Annotated in this window: 16 protein-coding genes; 5 read left to right on the top strand and 11 right to left on the bottom strand. The window is 57.5% G+C overall.

The annotated features are described in order from the left end of the window. Window positions 1-288 precede the first annotated feature (288 nt). From FXO11_RS11405 to FXO11_RS11390, 4 genes are all read left to right on the top strand, one after another. The gene (locus tag FXO11_RS11405; protein WP_148863087.1) at window positions 289-1,089 is read left to right on the top strand and encodes a C39 family peptidase; all 801 of its coding nucleotides are present in this window, start codon (window positions 289-291) and stop codon (window positions 1,087-1,089) included. A gap of 63 nt (window positions 1,090-1,152) precedes the next feature. Further along, window positions 1,153-2,178, top strand: a complete 1,026-nt coding sequence (locus FXO11_RS11400) for a transporter (protein ID WP_148863086.1) — start codon at window positions 1,153-1,155, stop codon at window positions 2,176-2,178. Window positions 2,179-2,220: 42 nt separating this feature from the next. Then, window positions 2,221-3,846 (top strand): OmpP1/FadL family transporter, encoded by a 1,626-nt coding sequence (locus FXO11_RS11395; protein ID WP_148863085.1) that lies wholly within the window; start codon window positions 2,221-2,223, stop codon window positions 3,844-3,846. Window positions 3,847-3,904: 58 nt separating this feature from the next. Further along, window positions 3,905-5,128, top strand: coding sequence for a MalM family protein (locus FXO11_RS11390; RefSeq protein WP_148863084.1), 1,224 nt, complete (start codon window positions 3,905-3,907; stop codon window positions 5,126-5,128). 62 nt (window positions 5,129-5,190) lie between these two features. On the opposite strand, the gene FXO11_RS11385 is transcribed toward FXO11_RS11390, so the two are convergent. The 3 genes from FXO11_RS11385 to FXO11_RS11375 all read right to left on the bottom strand — a co-directional run bounded on the left by FXO11_RS11385 (window position 5,191) and on the right by FXO11_RS11375 (window position 7,676). Next, entirely contained in the window at window positions 5,191-6,177 is a 987-nt protein-coding gene (locus FXO11_RS11385; protein WP_148864892.1) for a polysaccharide deacetylase family protein, read from the bottom strand. Between the two features lie 83 nt (window positions 6,178-6,260). Next, window positions 6,261-6,932 carry a DNA-J related domain-containing protein gene (locus tag FXO11_RS11380; protein WP_148863083.1) on the bottom strand — a complete coding sequence of 224 codons (672 nt, stop codon included), beginning with the start codon at window positions 6,930-6,932 and terminating at the stop codon, window positions 6,261-6,263. Between the two features lie 72 nt (window positions 6,933-7,004). Continuing rightward, window positions 7,005-7,676 (bottom strand): TetR/AcrR family transcriptional regulator, encoded by a 672-nt coding sequence (locus tag FXO11_RS11375; protein ID WP_148863082.1) that lies wholly within the window; start codon window positions 7,674-7,676, stop codon window positions 7,005-7,007. Between the two features lie 227 nt (window positions 7,677-7,903). Here FXO11_RS11375 and ttcA point away from each other — a divergent pair, with 227 nt between their 5' ends. Further along, window positions 7,904-8,800, top strand: coding sequence for a tRNA 2-thiocytidine(32) synthetase TtcA (gene ttcA, locus FXO11_RS11370; protein ID WP_148863081.1), 897 nt, complete (start codon window positions 7,904-7,906; stop codon window positions 8,798-8,800). 86 nt (window positions 8,801-8,886) lie between these two features. On the opposite strand, the gene FXO11_RS11365 is transcribed toward ttcA, so the two are convergent. The 8 genes from FXO11_RS11365 to FXO11_RS11330 all read right to left on the bottom strand — a co-directional run bounded on the left by FXO11_RS11365 (window position 8,887) and on the right by FXO11_RS11330 (window position 16,293). Beyond that, window positions 8,887-9,378, bottom strand: coding sequence for a hypothetical protein (locus FXO11_RS11365; protein ID WP_148863080.1), 492 nt, complete (start codon window positions 9,376-9,378; stop codon window positions 8,887-8,889). Between the two features lie 194 nt (window positions 9,379-9,572). Then, a complete protein-coding gene (locus FXO11_RS11360; protein ID WP_148863079.1) occupies window positions 9,573-10,268 on the bottom strand; it encodes a sulfite exporter TauE/SafE family protein in 696 nt (231 codons plus the stop codon). Continuing rightward, a complete protein-coding gene (gene ccoS / locus FXO11_RS11355) occupies window positions 10,258-10,536 on the bottom strand; it encodes a cbb3-type cytochrome oxidase assembly protein CcoS (protein ID WP_148863078.1) in 279 nt (92 codons plus the stop codon). The genes FXO11_RS11360 and ccoS overlap by 11 nt, the downstream gene beginning before the upstream one ends. 100 nt (window positions 10,537-10,636) lie before the next feature. Then, window positions 10,637-13,126, bottom strand: a complete 2,490-nt coding sequence (locus tag FXO11_RS11350) for a heavy metal translocating P-type ATPase (RefSeq protein WP_148863077.1) — start codon at window positions 13,124-13,126, stop codon at window positions 10,637-10,639. Between the two features lie 3 nt (window positions 13,127-13,129). Further along, complete coding sequence (locus tag FXO11_RS11345) at window positions 13,130-13,645, bottom strand: FixH family protein (protein WP_148863076.1); 516 nt, start codon at window positions 13,643-13,645, stop codon at window positions 13,130-13,132. Between the two features lie 28 nt (window positions 13,646-13,673). Next, window positions 13,674-15,104 carry a cytochrome c oxidase accessory protein CcoG gene (ccoG, locus tag FXO11_RS11340; protein ID WP_148863075.1) on the bottom strand — a complete coding sequence of 477 codons (1,431 nt, stop codon included), beginning with the start codon at window positions 15,102-15,104 and terminating at the stop codon, window positions 13,674-13,676. A gap of 107 nt (window positions 15,105-15,211) precedes the next feature. Next, window positions 15,212-16,111: a cytochrome-c oxidase, cbb3-type subunit III gene (gene ccoP / locus FXO11_RS11335; protein ID WP_148863074.1), complete on the bottom strand. Its 900-nt coding sequence runs from the start codon at window positions 16,109-16,111 to the stop codon at window positions 15,212-15,214. Next, window positions 16,108-16,293, bottom strand: a complete 186-nt coding sequence (locus tag FXO11_RS11330; protein WP_148863073.1) for a cbb3-type cytochrome oxidase subunit 3 — start codon at window positions 16,291-16,293, stop codon at window positions 16,108-16,110. The genes ccoP and FXO11_RS11330 overlap by 4 nt, the downstream gene beginning before the upstream one ends. Window position 16,294: the final 1 nt, after the last annotated feature.

Raw genomic sequence — 16,294 nt, 5'->3', positions numbered from 1 at the left:
TCTTTTCTTTGAATCAATCCCCATGGCCTGCTCTTTTCCGATGACGTGAACTGGCTCGCAAAACCGCCTCGGACGGCCTTCTGGCCGCCAGTGGATTTGAGGCACAGTTATCTTTCAGCGATCTATCAATCCGGTATCTTAGCGTAACAGGATGTAACGGCGACCGCCTGACAACAACGATAAAGCGGGCGTCCACTAACAATAACGACTGTTCAGCAGACCCAAATAATCCCAAATGCCGGACTCCAACTGAAGCCGAACTCAAAATAAAAAGGACGCGTTTTTGCCATGATTCTCGTGCTGGCGGGATCCCTCATGACGTTTGCGATGGTTCAGGAGGCCACGGTCGTTGAGCCTCGTGACCCCGGCGTCATCGTCATCGAACAGAATTTCGATGACAGCCCGCAGGAGTTGCGCTGGGACGTCGGCGTCGCACCTCTTGTGGAGCAGCGATACCGCAACATTGTGCGGCAGGCCTATGACTACAGCTGCGGCTCGGCGGCGCTGACTACGGTGCTGAAGTATTACCTGGGCCGCAACCTGAACGAACGTCAGGTCATGGAAGGGCTGCTGCACTACGGCGAAAGCGACCGGATTGTCGAGCGCAGGGCGTTCTCTATGCTGGACATGAAGCGGCTGGTCACTGCGCTGGGTTATCCCTCGGGAGGCTTTCGCGCCAGCATTGCGGATCTCAAAGAGCTGGACCATCCAGCCATCGTTCCTATTAAACATGCCGGATTCAAACACTTTGTGGTACTGCGCGCGATTCGCGATAACCGCGCGTTCATTGCCGACCCGTCCGTGGGCAACATTTCCTTCACCCTGGCGCAGTTCGAGGAAAAGTGGGACGACAACGTCCTCTTTATCGTGTTTCCCGGGAGCGACAAACCCCTGGACGCGCTTGAACTCAAGGAAGAGGACATGCGTTTTGTGGATGACCAAACCATGACGCTGTTTGCGTTGGACACCATTCCGGAGTTCCACGAGGCGACCAGTCGCCGCATCAATAACCTGCTTGAACGACAGAAGAATAATTCTGACGGCACCGTCGAGAACACGCGCAAACAATTGTATTACCGGCGCAACTGATGGCCGGTACCGGTTGTATGCCGCACGTCGGGGAAACGAAATGCGAATAATAAGGGAGCTGGGATGAATCGTTGGGTTGTGCGAGGTTTAATCATCTGTTCCGTTGCGGGTCAGCCGACCCTACTCTGGGCGCAGGATAATAACGGGGCTCAGGAAGAAAACGTCGATAAGGCGCGGGAGGCGCTGGCGAAACAGCAAGAAGACGAGGATTCCACCAAGCAGCTGGAAGAGGTTTTCCAGTCCGCGGAAAAGAACTACTCGTTACAAAAGAATGGCACGCATGCGCTGACCTATTCTTTTGACTACTCCTACACGGGCGATCAGCGGCTTGATGTCAACATCAGCGATGGTTCGGTGCGAAATCTGGATATTGTGCCGTCGGCCACGCACAATTTTACCAACGCCTTTTCCTACGATTACGGGCTATTCGACAACCTGACCATCGGCACCCGTATTCCGCTGGTGGTGAAGTACGACACGCAGGATGAGTTGGAAATCTACGATATCGGCGATGTCTCCTTTACGGCCCGCTGGCAACCGGCGGCGTATATACCGGGCAAGATGTCGACCACCCTGTTCACCTCCATCACCACCAAAACCGGCGTCAGCCCTTACGAGATCGACGTCAATCGCCAATTGTCCACCGGCAGCGGTTATTACACGGTGGCCGGCGGCGTCAGTATGTCGAAGGTGCTCGACCCGGTGGTGCTTTTCGGTTCGGCCAGCGCCAGCTACAACGTGGAGGTTGAGGATCTTGAACAGGTGCGCGGCGCGCGGTTGTTGACCACGGTCGAACCCGGCTTTGGTTTGTCTGCCTCCATGGGCTTCGCCTATTCGCTGTCATACGACATCTCTCTCAGTGTTTCCAGCCAGATCAGCTACAGCGACGAAACGACGCTGACTTTCAGCAACGGCGAAGCAGCGGTCGCCCAGGACCAGATGACCGGCTTCCTAAGCTTGTCGCTGGGCACGCGGGTCAGCGACACCACCATCATTAACACCAGTGTAGGCATCGGCCTGACCGAAGACGCACCCGATTTTTCATTGGGTGTTTCCCTGCCGATCAACTTCTCGGGACTCCGGGAGTAATCGAGAAGACGACAGACGTTTTATCGGCAAGGGATCAATGAAATGCGACCTAATCGCTGCAGAACACGAATTATCGGGGCCCTGGCGGCCGGGGCTGTGTCGTGCAGTGCCCATGCGCAATTGGCGCAGAATCTGACTATTCACCCTAAGGCACTGGCGTTGGGAAATGCCGTTACCGCCGATCCGCCGGGTATCATGGCGATCCACTACAACCCTGCCGGGCTCACCAAGCTTGACGGCCGCCAGGTCGAGGTGAACCTCCTGGGTATCTATCTGGACAACGATGCGGATTTTACGGCACCGGAAGGCTACAACATTTTCGGCATCGATGGCCTGGAGACCGATCCCGTTACCGGCGAACAGCGAGACAGGGTGGCCAATAGCCACAGCCATACCAATACTGTGGCGCTTTACATCCCCGGATATGGTCTGCAGAAGTTGCCACCCGGTCCCGCAATGGCACCCTCGGCGGGTATCAGTATCAAAAAGCCGGGATCGAAACTGACCTTTGGTAACGCCTTCTACATGCCCATGGCGGCTGGTTTTTACCGCGAGAAGGAAGATCCGGGTAGCTATCAGCCAAAGGCAACCGCCTTGCAGCGGACCACCTATCTGTCGCCCACCGTGGGATATGAGGTCAATGACGAGTGGGCGGTAGGTGCGGGTATCCACCTGTCGCATATGGGTATCGCGGCCGATCAGTATATGCGGGCGCCGAATATGTTGCTGGGTGTGGCGGAAGTGCTGCAGGACGCGTTCAACTGCGAGTCGGGCGACGAACCGCTGGCGCCATGGCTGGCGTTGTGTGGGGGTAACGTGGGCCCCTGGGACGACATCGGTGCCCTGAGTATCGACGTGCAGCAAACCATGTCGCCCACCTACGCGCTGGGGGTCATGTGGGAGCCGACCGACTGGTTCAGCTGGGGGGCCAGCTATACCTCCGAAGCCGACATGAACATGAAAGGCCAGTTTGCGATCGAGTATACCGAGGACTGGTCCGGCTTTTGGCAAAGCGTCAACAGTTCCATCCTGGGCGCCATCGGGTCGGCTATTCTGAGCCTGCCGTCAGGTGCGCCTCGCGAGTCGGGCAACGTCAGCCTGGATCTGACGTATCCCCAGCATTTCCAGACCGGTGTTAGCGTCAAGGTCCACCCCAGGCTTACCCTGAATGTCGACGTGGGCTGGACGGATTATTCGGAGTGGGATGCCCTGGAATTCCGTTTTGATCGCAATCTGGAATTCCTCAATGCGGCGCGAATACTGTCGCCGGACAACGCCACACCGAATTCCCTGCGCTTGCCGCTGGGCTTCAAGGATCAATGGAACTGGGCCTTCGGCGCCGAATTTCACGCCTCGTCCCGCCTTGATCTGCGGGCCGGGGTTGAGATCCGGGACTCGGTTATTCCCGACGATCAGCGATCGATTATGGCGCCTTTTGGTGGCGCCAATCTCTACAGCGTCGGCATGGGGTACCGCTGGGACCGGGATACGCAGATCGACATGAACCTCAGTTACCTTCACTCTATCGAGGAAATTCCAGCCGATACCAGCTGTAATATCAACTGCGACGGCATTACCAACATTATCTATAACCCTTATGCCGGATTGGACGTGAAGACATCGTTGCGCGTGGTTATGGCCGGCCTGAGTTTCCGAACCAAATTCTGAGCAAGAGACGAGAACGGCGTTTCATCGTAGAAAGCGACAGATATTCGTGAGAGCCCATATGAAGCGTAACTCTGTGATCTTATGGCGACTGATCTGGCTGCTGGTTCTCCCGGGCGTTGTGTTATCCACCGGATGCTCGACTGCGCCGTCCTCAGACGGGCAGCAACGGTACTTTACTTGGGTCGATGAATTCGGTCGGGTCAGACAGTCGCCGATCACCGAGCGGGAAAGCCCCGTCGAAAAACGGATCGATCAGGTGCAGGCAGAGCAGGCAGTCCAGCCCAAGAACAATCAGTCGAGACAACCCGGCTCCAAGTCGGCCGTGAACGCCAAGGATAAGCCCGTCATCGGACCAGTCCCGGCGGCGTCCGCGGACAATGTCGCGCCAGTGCCGGTTATCGTCAAAGAGAGCAAACCTGCGGTCAAGGACACTTATACGCAAAAAAAACCGGCAAAGGACGCCGATTCAGAATCCACCGATTCGGAATCGATCGACTCGGAATTGATCGACCCAGAGTACACCCTGGAAAACTATCCTGACGGCAACGAACTGGCGAAAAAGGGATTCGTCCGCGAAGGGGATCCACTGCCTTACTTCACCTGGCGTGATGCCCAGGGCAATGTCCGGGTTGATTACTACCGGCCAGAGGGCGGCTTCGAGGAACCCTCGGGGGATCGTTCAGCGCCGTCGCTAACCCCGGGGCTGGTTATCGATGGATCCCGGCAGGCCGTTGTCGAACGAGCCAACGCCGAGGCGCTGACGGTTTTAGGTCTCGACAGGGCGGAGACCCTGCTGGAGGACTGGGCCAGGCAGTGTTGCGGTGAGTTGCCCAAAAAGGATGTGGGAGACTGGGACGACTCACGGGAGTTCCAATTGGACCTGGATGCTTTGGCGCCGAAGTTCGACTTCTCCACCGGCACCAGCGTCTACCGGCTGGTGCCGCTACCGAGCGCGGCGGACAGTCGGGCATTTGTGATGCAGGTGCGCTCTTACGTGAAGCAGGGCGTGTTTCTGCCCACTCTCGTGTTTCTCGATCAGGAGATGAAAACCCAACGTTTGGTGACTGAGCTGGCGTTCGACTATCAGCCCGAAAACTGGCACAGCTTGGGCTACTTGGAAGCGCGTGTGCCGGTCTTTCCCGTCCAGGGGGATCGGTGGTTGCTGATCATGAGCCGTGAGCAAGATCAGGCCGGCCAGACGGTATTTGAAACCGAAGAAGGCACGACCGTTATCCGGCATACCGGGCAGGGAGTGCTAGGGCTGGCGCAGATAGAGGGTTGATTGCTTGTGGGCTGTTCAAGCAACGAGCAATTGACCCGTAACGGCGTGATTGCGTTGAGTGACTAGTCCTCCGGTTTCGACAGATCCACCCACTGGACGGACTGCCAGTAGAATCTGCCATTGCCTGCCGGGTAGGTACAGTTGTAGCGAAAACGCCGGCTGGAGAATGTTGTGTCGGCGCTCACCTTGACGGTATGTCCTTGTCCTGTTTCTGTGACGTTGAGCCGACCCGCACCCGAGCCATAGCAGGTCAGCGGGCCGGGTTTCATATCCTCCGGCAGCTCCAGCGTCATCGTTGGCGGATTGATGTCGACGATGCCGTCGGGCAGGCTATCGGCCGCCACGGGCAGGGCACGGCTCATAAGCTTGTTTTCCAGGGATGAAAGCTGGCCATAGCTGGTTGCCATAGGGAAACGCGGCAGCCGGGTCACGCCCGAAGTTTCCCCGACAGCCCCGGAATGCTGGCCATAACCGTACCAGTTACGCTCGGCGACCAGCGCCTCCAATGCCGCACTGAACTCGCCATAGGGATAGGCGAATAGAGGCTTCGTCTGGCCCAGTTTTTTCTCCAGCGTCGCTTGGGCTTCGTCCAGGCTGGTGGTGACCCGTTCGCGCCAGGCATCTTCCGTCTCGTCCGGTTTGCGTACCAGGTGGCCGTGGTCGGCGCTGTGATTGCCGATAGTCACTTCCGGGTTGGCGGCCAGCTCGTTCAGTTGCTCCCAGGTCATGTAACCCCGGCGGCCCTCGGTTATAGCCTGCGTATTGACGAATATCGTGAACGGCATGTCCCGTTGGAGCAGAAGGGGGGCCGCGGTTTCGTAGACTGAGCTGTAGGCGTCGTCGAAGGTGATGGCGATCACCGGCTCCTTGCCCAGTTCCCCCGCGAGCGCGGACTTCGTCGCGTCCTCCAACGGGCGAACCGGTAGCTCAAGGTTCTGGATCATGTCGATCTGGCCCCGGAACAGGGAGGGTGTCGTGCTGGTAGCAGAGGGTGTTTCGTTGCTGATGTGATGGTATTGCAGAACAGCCAGATCAGCGCGGGCCGGCATACTGGAGGCCAATAGTGTTGAGGCGGCCAGTGCAGCAACAGAAAAAAGTCGTTTTCCGGTCACGATTAATAAATCCCCTCGTTCTATACAGCAGACAGGAAATAAGTGCGTAGCACGTTGAAAGCTTCGTTAAGGGCCTGAACCTCTTCTTTGGTGCCACCACGATCAGGATGCGCGCGCATCGCTTGCCGCCGGTAAGCCTGCCGTACGGTATCGAAGTTCTCGGGCAGCTCACCAAAGCCAAGCACCTGTGCGGCGGCATCCAGCTCCTGCGGCGTCAGGCGGGATGGCGCGCGCCCTGCCCAGAAATCATCCAGCATTCGACGCACAGCCATTTCCGACAGATCATACTGGGAGAGGTCGAGGTAAAAAAGCCGTAGCTTATCCTGCCCGCCAGGCAGACCCTTGCTGCTTACAACGGGATCGCCGCGCAACCGGATTCTCAGTGGCGAAATATCGATAGTTTCGCCCTCGGCGGCGAGGTCGTCGCGCAATCGGTATAGGCAATGGAACACCAGAAAATGCGCCGGATAGAGGCCTGCGGGATCGGAAAAATCAATGGCCTCAAGCAGCTGCCACGGTGGTTGCTGCAGACGCCTGATCAACGAAAGCTCGGTAATACCTTCGGACGCTTCGCGGAGAATGGCCTCTGTCGCCGCCATCATGGCCGCGATTTTCTGTCGCAACGCCGCCGCGCTTGCGGCGTTCTGGCGTTCGCTGCTGTCAGGTAGATAAGTAGGCGACTCTTTATTCATGTCTAAAGCCTAAGCGAGTCGTTACCAAAGTGAAAGCGGGGCAACCTTCGGCCGTATTTTTCCAAGCCCTATTCAGACCTGACTACGCCATTGCCGTGAGTCGGCCGAAAAGCTGTACCGGAGCATATTGACAGCGAAGTCGGCGGCCCTTTCGGCTTCTTCCTCGGCGCGTTCAGGGGCGTCCGCTACCCGGTGGGCGAGCTGGAGACTCATCTCGTAGGCAATCCCCCGGCACGTTGCGGATAGGTAGTCCTGATCGTCGATGTCGATCAGCCCGTTGGCCACTGCGCGGCGGAGATCCTCTTCCAGCGACGCCATCGCCAGCCCCAGCAGGTCCGCCCCCAACAGTTCACGGATAGCCTGATCGTTGCGATAGGCCAGCTCATAGATGATGGGGTCTTCGGCCGTTGCACGGAACAGAGCCAAATAGGTGGAGCGTATTAAGTCGAGCTCGTCCCGGGCGTTTCGGTGGCCGGCCTTGATCAACGTGCGTAAATTGCCCAAGAAGCTCTGTAGCAACGCAATGAAGATATCGCGTTTGTCGGAGAAGTAGTTGTAGAACGTGCCGGCAGCCAGATCGGTACGGCGGATGATGTCGCGGATGGTGGTCTGTTCGTAGCCGCGTTCGCGAAAACACTCCCGGGCCGCATGCAGGATAGCGCGACGGTTGTTGATGCGGTTGAGTTCGCGTTTCCCTTGTTTAACGACCTTTCTAGCTGCTGGGCCTGGTGTGGCGCCTCGCATAATGATTCCCCCTATCCTTGGGTCAGTAAGGTTTATTATGAACTATTTGTCATCCTTGGCTAGCTAGAGTCACCGATAAGGTCGATTACAGGTATACGTGAAAGCCGGGATACTGACGAATGGCGGGTCCTTCCGGTATACTTTCACCCCATTTTTTACTGATCGCATTTTTCAACGCTGACCTCTTTTTCTAACTGATTCCACATTTTTCAACGTCCGGCAGGATTATGGCAGAACAGCTTACAGACAACCGCAAGACGAGCCTGGAACACAACAAACTGCAGAAACGCCTGCGGCGAGAGGTGGGTCAGGCGATTGCCGACTTCAGCATGATAGAAGCTGGCGACAAGGTAATGTGCTGCCTCAGCGGTGGTAAAGACTCGTATGCCATGCTGGATATCCTGCTCAACCTCCAGCGTAGCGCTCCGGTGGATTTCGAGCTGATTGCCGTCAACCTTGATCAGAAACAGCCAGGCTTTCCTGAACACATCCTGCCGGAATATCTTTCAGCACTGGGCGTTGAATACCACATCATTGAGAAGGATACGTATAGCATCGTCAAGGACAAAGTGCCGGAAGGGAAGACGACTTGCGGCTTATGTTCTCGCCTGCGCCGGGGCATTCTCTATAACTTTGCGGAAGAACATGGGGTGACCAAGATTGCGCTTGGCCATCACAGGGACGATTTGCTGGAAACGCTGTTCCTGAACATGTTCTATGGTGGCCGCCTCAAAACCATGCCCCCCAAACTCAAGAGCGACGACGGGCGCAACGTGGTCATCCGTCCCTTGGTTTATGCGCGGGAGAAAGATATCGAACGCTATGCGGCCATGCGTGCGTTCCCGATCATTCCGTGCAACCTGTGTGGATCCCAAGAGAATCTTCAGCGTCAGGTGGTCAAGGACATGCTGAACACCTGGGATCGTCAGCACCCGGGTCGTATCGAGTCGATGTTTCGGGCAATTTGCAATGTGACGCCGTCCCACTTGGCCGATCCGGCGATTTACGATTTCAAAAACCTGGAGGTGGACTGGCGGCAGCAGGGTGGGGCCGTTGCCAAACAGGATGGAGCCCTTTCCGAGGAAGTACCCGCGTTCGAAAGATTGGATGTGCTTAATATCTAGGTAGCTCATTAACCGAGCTCCAGAACCACCAGGACACGGAGCTGACGCCGCGTCCTGGCTTGCCCCGGACTTTGCTAACCCTTCGCCTAAACCGCGTATTGCGGCTGCGTTGCGGTATCGCAGAGCTTTTCCAGAGTCCGCTGCAGCCGGCTAAGGTAGTTTTCCTCATGAACGTGGGTCAATCCCGACCAGAGCCGCGTTAGCGCGTACGCATCGTCCGGTAATGGCCACGATGGCTTAACCCACTCTAACGCGCTGATCGCAATCGCTGCGGCGTAACGGGTGTTGGTCACCAATTCCGCATCCGGATTTAGCAGAAACTGGTGCTGACTGGCAAAACCACGCACTTGGCTTGCCAGTTCGGGGCGAAAGGCCAGAAACTCATCCCAGACTTGACGGTGTAACTCTGGCGATATGCCGAATACGCCTAAGCCTTCTTCCTGCCCCTCCGCGAAAGGATCGAAACTTCTCAGCGTTGCCGCGCCTAGCAAAATTTCTTCGATGACGGGATGGTCCTCGCCCAAGGCTTGGGAAACCGGACGAATGACCTGATTTAGCAGTGCGGATGCCTGCGACATAAGCTTGGCCCTCTATGGAACCTGCAAACCTTCCATTGTTACAACGAAGCCTGCATATAGAACGTGCACTTATGCTTCGCTCTGTGAAATTCACTTGAGCAAGTAAAGCTAAGTACATGATCAACTTAGCGCAGTCAAAACCGAGTGGTCAATATTTGCACATTAAATCTTGTCAAATCTTGCCCACGCGAAGTTCAGAGGTAGTGCAGCAGGTGGCTGGTCGCAGGCAGCGTCCATAGGCCAAACAGCACCAATACGCCTCCCGTGATTTGCCGGAACAGGCGGTGGGTGCGGAGTTTTTGCAAGCCGGAGGCTGCAAAGCCGGTGGTTAGCATGGATGGCAACGTGCCAAGGCCAAAGCAGAACATGGTCAAGGCCGCCGAACCCACTGTGGGCTGGAGTGCGGCCCAGCCCAAGGTGCTATAGATCAGCCCGCAGGGTAGCCAGCCCCATAAAAGCCCCAGGCCGAGCGCTTGAGCAGGGTGGCGGACGGGGGTGAAACGCCGGGTTAAGGGTGATAGTCGTCGCCAGACTGGCGCGCCGATCCGTTCGACATAGTGAATGCCTTGCCACCACTGGCCCATGGAGAGGCCCATGAAAATCAGCAGCACCCCCGCCAGGGTTCGTAGCACCGGCCCCAACTGGGCCCATGAATCGACGGCCTGCGTGCTGATCAGTGCCAGCAGCGTGGCAAGCAATACGTAGCTGGCGATACGGCCGAAGTTGAAGCCGAGAAGCAGCACTGTCTGGCGAAAACGAAATCCACGCCCCACAGGCACGGCGAGAGAGAGTGACGCACTGATGCCGCCACACATGCCGAGGCAATGCGCGCTTCCCAGTAGTCCGATCATGAAGGCACTGGGATAGCTCAGTAACAGCTCACCGTCCATCGTCGTCGGTGGATACCGCCGTTTTGCCGCGTGACAGGGGGTGCTCGTGCTGATGCTGTTGTTCGCGCTGGCGCTTGGGGCTCTGTTCCACTTGCTGTTCGGTTTTGGCGTCGTCCGGAATCATATCCTGGTCGTCGTCGTAGAGGATGCGGTGTGCAGGCCCCTCCAGATCGTCATACTGACCGTTCTTTACCGCCCAGGAAAAAATAGCGATGCCAAGAGCGACCAGAATAAGCGTGACAGGAACGAGCAGGTAAACGATTTCCAAACCGGAGCCTCAATCGACTGTGTTTTCATTAATGACAATTCAACTGATACTGATAAGGGGCCGTTCAACTTGAAGGGGTCGTTCAACTTGAAGGGACCGTTCAGCTTACCGTATCAGGGCGAGGCACCACCTCCAACCCGGGGGGATGAGCCGGTGGGTGTTCGGTCTCGGCAGTCTTGCCGAGCCGCAATGCGTTGAGTACGACGATCAGCGAGCTCAGGGACATGCCCAATGCTGCAGCCCAGGGTGGAATCAGGCCAGCAGCGGCCAATGGCAAAGCGCACAGGTTGTACAGTAGCGCCCAGCCCATGTTTTGCTTAATGATCCGGCGCGTCTTCCGACTTATGTCCAGGGCGTCCAGTAGACGGCTCAATTGGCCGTTGAGCAGGATAGCATCGGCCCGAAGCTGGGTCAGGTCCGCGGCGCTGCCCAGGGCTACGGATACCTCTGCGCCGGCCATGACGGGCAGATCGTTTAAACCGTCGCCAACCATCATGACGTGACAACCCCGGCTTTCCAGCTGTCGAAGATAGGCAAGTTTGTCCTCGGGCGATGCTTGGCCGTGCACATCGTCGATGCCCAGTAGCTTGCCGATCCGCTGCACGTGACCTGAACGATCGCCACTGAGCAGAACCGTGTTCAATCCTAACGCCTGTAAGCCTTTTATTGTCTCCAATGCGTCGGCACGAGGTTCATCGTCGAGTAGGAAGCGTGCAAGCAATTGCGACTCGGTGGCGAGAAAAATAGCGAGGCCCGTTTCGGGGTCTGGCAGATTACCGATCGTTGTTTGCTGACACACGAACTCCGCGTGGCCAATAACCAGCTTTTTCCCGCGATAGTCGCCGGTCAGCCCACCGGCCAGGTGATTCACCACGTCGTTGACAGGGAAGGTGGGGTGGGCCTTGTCCCGGAAAACGTGGCTGATAGGGTGTTCGGAATACCGCTCCAACCCCCCAGCGAGAGCGAGACATTCGTGTTCCGTGTGGCTGCCGTAGACATCGCATCGAGTCAGGCTTAGACGGCCTTCCGTCAGCGTACCGGTTTTGTCGAATACTACGGTATCGATGGTGTTAAGGGACTCCAGGGTGTGACCGCGAGTCGGGAGCAAACCCATTCGACGCAATGTCATCGTGGCACTGGTGATCGCCGTGGGCGTCGCCAGCGATAGCGCACAGGGGCAGGTGACCACGAGCACCGATAGGGCAATGTCGAAGGCCCGGTCGGATCCGGCGAGCCACCAGCCGGTCCAAACCAGCGGGGCGATCAACAGGATCCGGCTAACGAACAGACCGGCAACCCGGTCCGCCATACGTCCCACCGGTGGTTTCTCGGCCTGGACCCGGTCGAGGATGCGCAGGATGCTGGACAGCCGGGTACGGCTGCCGGTGCGCTCCACACGAATGGACAGAGGACTCTCACCGTTGATGGAACCGGCGTGAGCGACAGCACCGGGGCCGCGCTGTTCCGGCAGGTACTCGCCGGTAAGGGCGGCTTCGTTCAAGGTGGATTGACCACTATGGATCACCCCATCCACCGGAATCACTTCGCCTGGCTTTACTTCGATAATATCGTTCAATTGCAGTTGGTGTACCGGTACGACTTCAAACTCATCCTCGTCGCGGCGCCGGGTGGCAATGGCCGGCGTCAGGCTGTTCATCGCCGCGCCGGTCAACCCTGCCCGATAGCGGGCCTGCATTTCGATGTAGCGTCCCAGGGAGAGAAAGAAGGTGAACATGCAGACCGACTCGAAATAGACGTCTTCGCCACCGGTAACGGTGACCCAGGCACTGGCAGCGTAGGCAAGGCCGATTGCGAGGGCGACGGGTACATCCATGGTGAAGTGCCGGCTGCGCAGGTCACGCAGTGCGTTGGCGAAGAACGGTCGGGCGCTGTAGAGAATGACGGGGGTGGCGACGATCAGGCTGACCCAACGGAAAAACTGAATAAATTCGTCGGTGACGCCGCTGATCAGGCCGAAGTAAAGCGGCACCGCCAGCATCATGCTCTGCATCGTGCCGACACCGGCAAGACACAGGCGTATTAGCGCAGAACGCCGCTCCCGGTGTAACGCCGCTTCGGCTTGATCCGGTTCGAACGGACGCGCTGCGTAGCCTAGGGCCAAAATTGCAATCAGCAACTCGCTCAACTGAGTTTGTGCCGGATTCCAAATCAGCCTCGCCCGTCGCGTGGAGTGATTGACGGTAAATTGCTCGACACCGGCCTGCTGTGCGAGGTGGTGTTCAAGAAGCCAGATGCAAGCCGCGCACGTAATGCCGTCTACTAAAAGCTGAGCTTCCTTGAGGTCGGGTGTGGCGTCGGTCGCTTCCAGATCGGTAACGAACGTGTCCTGTACCAACGGATGGTCGTACAAACGAAGCTGCTCTCTATCGCGCTCGTCCACGGGCCTGGGCGTTGCCGGCCTGGCCGTTCGGTGCCGATAGAAGCCGTCGAGGTTCTCGTCGAGAATCAACTGACAGACAGCACGGCAGCCCTGGCAGCAGAACGCCTGTTCGACGCCGTCGACTTCGAGGGACGCACGGCGTTCGCCAATGACTGGCTCGCCGCAGTGGAAGCAAACCTCGGCAGACAAACGTTACCCCTGCTGGGCGGGTAGCAGCTGCAGCTGCATGGACGCGGGCAGGGCGGCCTGGCCTTTCAGGCGCCAGTCGTTACTTGGTCCCCGTAGTTCCAAATACCAGCGGCCTTCCAGGGCGGTGGGCAGGCGCGCTTCGTACACACCTTCGTCCACACGCTGAAGCTGGATGCGGCGGTCCTGCTCGGCCAGAGTGGGGTGCGCCATGTTGAGGACCAGGAACTCGAAGTTCGCCGGCTGGCCGGCTTCTTCCAGGTCCATGCGAATCGATTGATTATCGAAGCGGACGGTACCGGCGAGGCCCAAATCCGCCGCCAGTCGGTCCCGGGCCAGCTCCATGTTGATCCCCAGGCCTTCCTTGTAATAGTCGTCATTGACCATGGCACCCTGGGTGCTCACGGCGACGGTGATCATAAAGATGCACCAGACGATAGTAATCCCGGGTATGGCCAGTATGAACCAGAGCCAAAATTGTTTGTACCATGGGCCTGGGGGATTAATGGCATCATCGGACATGATTGCAAAGCCTCGCTAGGATTCAGATTTAACGACGTGGGCCAAGGAACCGGCTTTCGGTCCCTGCCCTGAGATCCGCGTTGCCTGCAGCAATGACTGTGAACATTATATCGTTGTTGGTGTCTGTGACAGACTCCGGACTTACCTCGATAACGGTCGGTAGCGACAGGTTCTCGCCGGCGCCCAGCCGGAATTGGGTGTCGGTCAGGATATGTGCGGACTCGAGACCCGACACGCTCAGGCTGAAGGTTTGCGGCACCTCGGTCATGTTTTGCACTTTCAGGGTGTAGGAGTTTTCAATCATTCCCCGGCCGTTCATTTGATACAGGGCGCCACGGTCACGCAGTGCATCCAGTTCTATGGGCACGCGGCTGACGAGCGTGAATACCAGCGCCCCGATCATCAGCAGCAGCGCAATTCCGTAACCAACGGTCCGCAGCCGAAAAATCTTAGACGGCTTGCCTTCCAGCTCGTGCTCGGTGGCATAGCGGATCAATCCTCGGGGATAGTCCATCTTGTCCATGATTTCGTCGCAGGCGTCGATACAGAGTGCGCAATTGATACATTCGTACTGCAATCCATCGCGGATATCGATGCCGGTCGGGCAGACCTGAACGCACTGGCCGCAGTCGATGCAATCGCCAAGGCCCAGTTCTTCCTTGCTGGCAGTCTTTTTCCGGCCGCCACGGGGCTCGCCCCGGTTGAAGTCGTAGGCCACGACACGTGTATCGTCGTCGTACATCACAGACTGGAAGCGGGCGTAAGGGCACATGTAGAGACAGACTTGCTCGCGCAACCAGCCGGCATTGGAATAGGTCGCAACGGTGAAGAAACCGACCCAGAAGTACGCCCAGCCGTTGGCTTGGAGTGTGAATAGGTCAATGGCCAGTTCCCGTACCGGATAGAAGTAGCCGACAAAGGTGAGACCGGTGGCAAAGGCGATGCCCAGCCAAATGCCATGTTTCAACGATTTCTTGACGACTTTCTCGATGTTGTTGCGAGTCTCGTCGAGCTTCATTCTCTTATTGCGGGTTCCTTCGACCTTTTCCTCGACCCACATGAAGATGAACGTCCATACGGTTTGCGGGCAGGTATAACCGCACCAGACCCGTCCGAATAGCGTCGTGACGAAAAACAGGCCGAAGGCAGCAATGATCAGCATGCCTGACAGCAGAATGAAGTCCTTGGGGAAAAACGTGGTGCCAAACAGGTGAAATTCCCGAGCCGGCAGATCGAACAGAATTAATGGCTCGCCGCCGATCCGAATCCAGCAGAACAAGAAATACATGCCCATCAGCGCCCATAGGCTGAAAAAACGGATGCGCTGGAACAGGCCCTGGACGGACTTGACGTAGATTTTCTTGCGGCTGGCGTAGAGTTCGACGGTCTCTGGTTTTTTCTTATTAGAGGAGGCGTCAGTCGCAGGGTCAATCTGTTTGACCGGTATTTGACTGCTCATCGGTACCTCTCACTGGGCTCTCTCTTCAAGCCTGGACAGGAGCCCTATCCAGGGTTCAAAAGACAGCGCCTTGGCGGATGGCGCCGGCTGGCGCCATCCTCTAGCGATCATTCCCCGCGACGGGAGAGACCGTAGACATAGGCGGCCAGGACGTGTATCTGATCGTCGCTCAGACGACCTTCCTGGGCCGGCATCTGGTTCTGGCGACCGAAGGTCACCGTTTCCTTGATCCACTCGTAGGTGCTGCCGTATAGCCAAGCCTCGTCGGTCAGGTTCGGTGCGCCGATAGTGGGATTTCCCGTGGCATCCTGACCATGACAGCCAGCGCAAGCCTGGCCGAAAATCTGCGAGCCCTGCTCGGCCAGCGCAGCGTCCCTTTCGCGACCGCTGAAGCTCAGTACATAGTTCACCACCGCTTCGACCTGGCTGTTGCTCATGTTCGGCATCAGGCCTTTGGCCGGCATTGCGTTCTGGCGCCCTTGATGAAGCGTTTCTACGATGCGGTCGGGTTCGCCGCCCCAGATCCAGGCATCGTCAGTCAGGTTAGGGAAGCCAATGGCGCCTCGGGCTGCAGAGCCATGACAAACCGCGCAGTTGTTCGCAAACAAACGCTGACCCATCTTACGAGCATCCTCGTTTTGGGCCAGCTCGGGAATGGGGACATTACCGTATTGAGCGTAAAGCTCGCTGTATTTTGCGTTGGCCTGCTGCATTTCCTCTTCCCACTGGTTCTCTTGCGTCCAGCCCAGCAAGCCGTCATAGCTGCCCAGCCCGGGATAGAGCGCCAGGTAGCCCAGCGCAAAAATGCAGGTCGCGGTAAACAGGTGGAACCACCACTTGGGCAGCGGGTTATCGTATTCTTCGATGCCATCGAAGGAGTGGCCGGTTGTGCGGTCGGTTTCCTTGTCGGTGGTCTGGCTTTTTCGGGTTGCCCACAGCAGCCACCAGCACCCAAATACCGTGCCGAGCACGATCACACTGATCCAGATGCTCCAGAAGGTACTCATTCTTTGTTCTCCGTCTTATCTTTCTGCTGTGTGCGCTGATCGATCTCTTCGTCGTCGAAGGGCAAATGGGCCGCCTCGTCATTGGACTTCTTGCGGTGGGCACTATAAGCCCACCAGCAGATGCCTATGAACGCGATCAAAACGAGCAGGGTATGAATCCCGCGCACATCATTGATATCCATC

Origin of the sequence: Marinobacter fonticola (genome assembly GCF_008122265.1) — a bacterium.
Lineage (GTDB): Bacteria > Pseudomonadota > Gammaproteobacteria > Pseudomonadales > Oleiphilaceae > Marinobacter_A > Marinobacter_A fonticola.
The sequence above is the reverse complement of the archived record's forward strand: the minus strand, read 5'-3'. Positions and strand labels throughout refer to the sequence as shown.

Bases quoted from the DNA above. Each gene is read 5' to 3' on its own strand.
- FXO11_RS11345 (WP_148863076.1), bottom strand. From the start codon at position 13,645: ATGTCCGATGATGCCATTAATCCCCCAGGCCCATGGTACAAACAATTT.
- FXO11_RS11385 (WP_148864892.1), bottom strand. From the start codon at position 6,177: ATGCCGGCCCGCGCTGATCTGGCTGTTCTGCAATACCATCACATCAGC.
- FXO11_RS11330 (WP_148863073.1), bottom strand. From the start codon at position 16,293: ATGGATATCAATGATGTGCGCGGGATTCATACCCTGCTCGTTTTGATC.
- FXO11_RS11360 (WP_148863079.1), bottom strand. From the start codon at position 10,268: ATGGACGGTGAGCTGTTACTGAGCTATCCCAGTGCCTTCATGATCGGA.
- FXO11_RS11400 (WP_148863086.1), top strand. From the start codon at position 1,153: ATGAATCGTTGGGTTGTGCGAGGTTTAATCATCTGTTCCGTTGCGGGT.
- FXO11_RS11380 (WP_148863083.1), bottom strand. From the start codon at position 6,932: ATGAATAAAGAGTCGCCTACTTATCTACCTGACAGCAGCGAACGCCAG.
- ccoP (WP_148863074.1), bottom strand. From the start codon at position 16,111: ATGAGTACCTTCTGGAGCATCTGGATCAGTGTGATCGTGCTCGGCACG.
- FXO11_RS11405 (WP_148863087.1), top strand. From the start codon at position 289: ATGATTCTCGTGCTGGCGGGATCCCTCATGACGTTTGCGATGGTTCAG.
- FXO11_RS11390 (WP_148863084.1), top strand. From the start codon at position 3,905: ATGAAGCGTAACTCTGTGATCTTATGGCGACTGATCTGGCTGCTGGTT.
- ccoG (WP_148863075.1), bottom strand. From the start codon at position 15,104: ATGAGCAGTCAAATACCGGTCAAACAGATTGACCCTGCGACTGACGCC.
- FXO11_RS11375 (WP_148863082.1), bottom strand. From the start codon at position 7,676: ATGCGAGGCGCCACACCAGGCCCAGCAGCTAGAAAGGTCGTTAAACAA.
- FXO11_RS11395 (WP_148863085.1), top strand. From the start codon at position 2,221: ATGCGACCTAATCGCTGCAGAACACGAATTATCGGGGCCCTGGCGGCC.
- FXO11_RS11365 (WP_148863080.1), bottom strand. From the start codon at position 9,378: ATGTCGCAGGCATCCGCACTGCTAAATCAGGTCATTCGTCCGGTTTCC.
- ttcA (WP_148863081.1), top strand. From the start codon at position 7,904: ATGGCAGAACAGCTTACAGACAACCGCAAGACGAGCCTGGAACACAAC.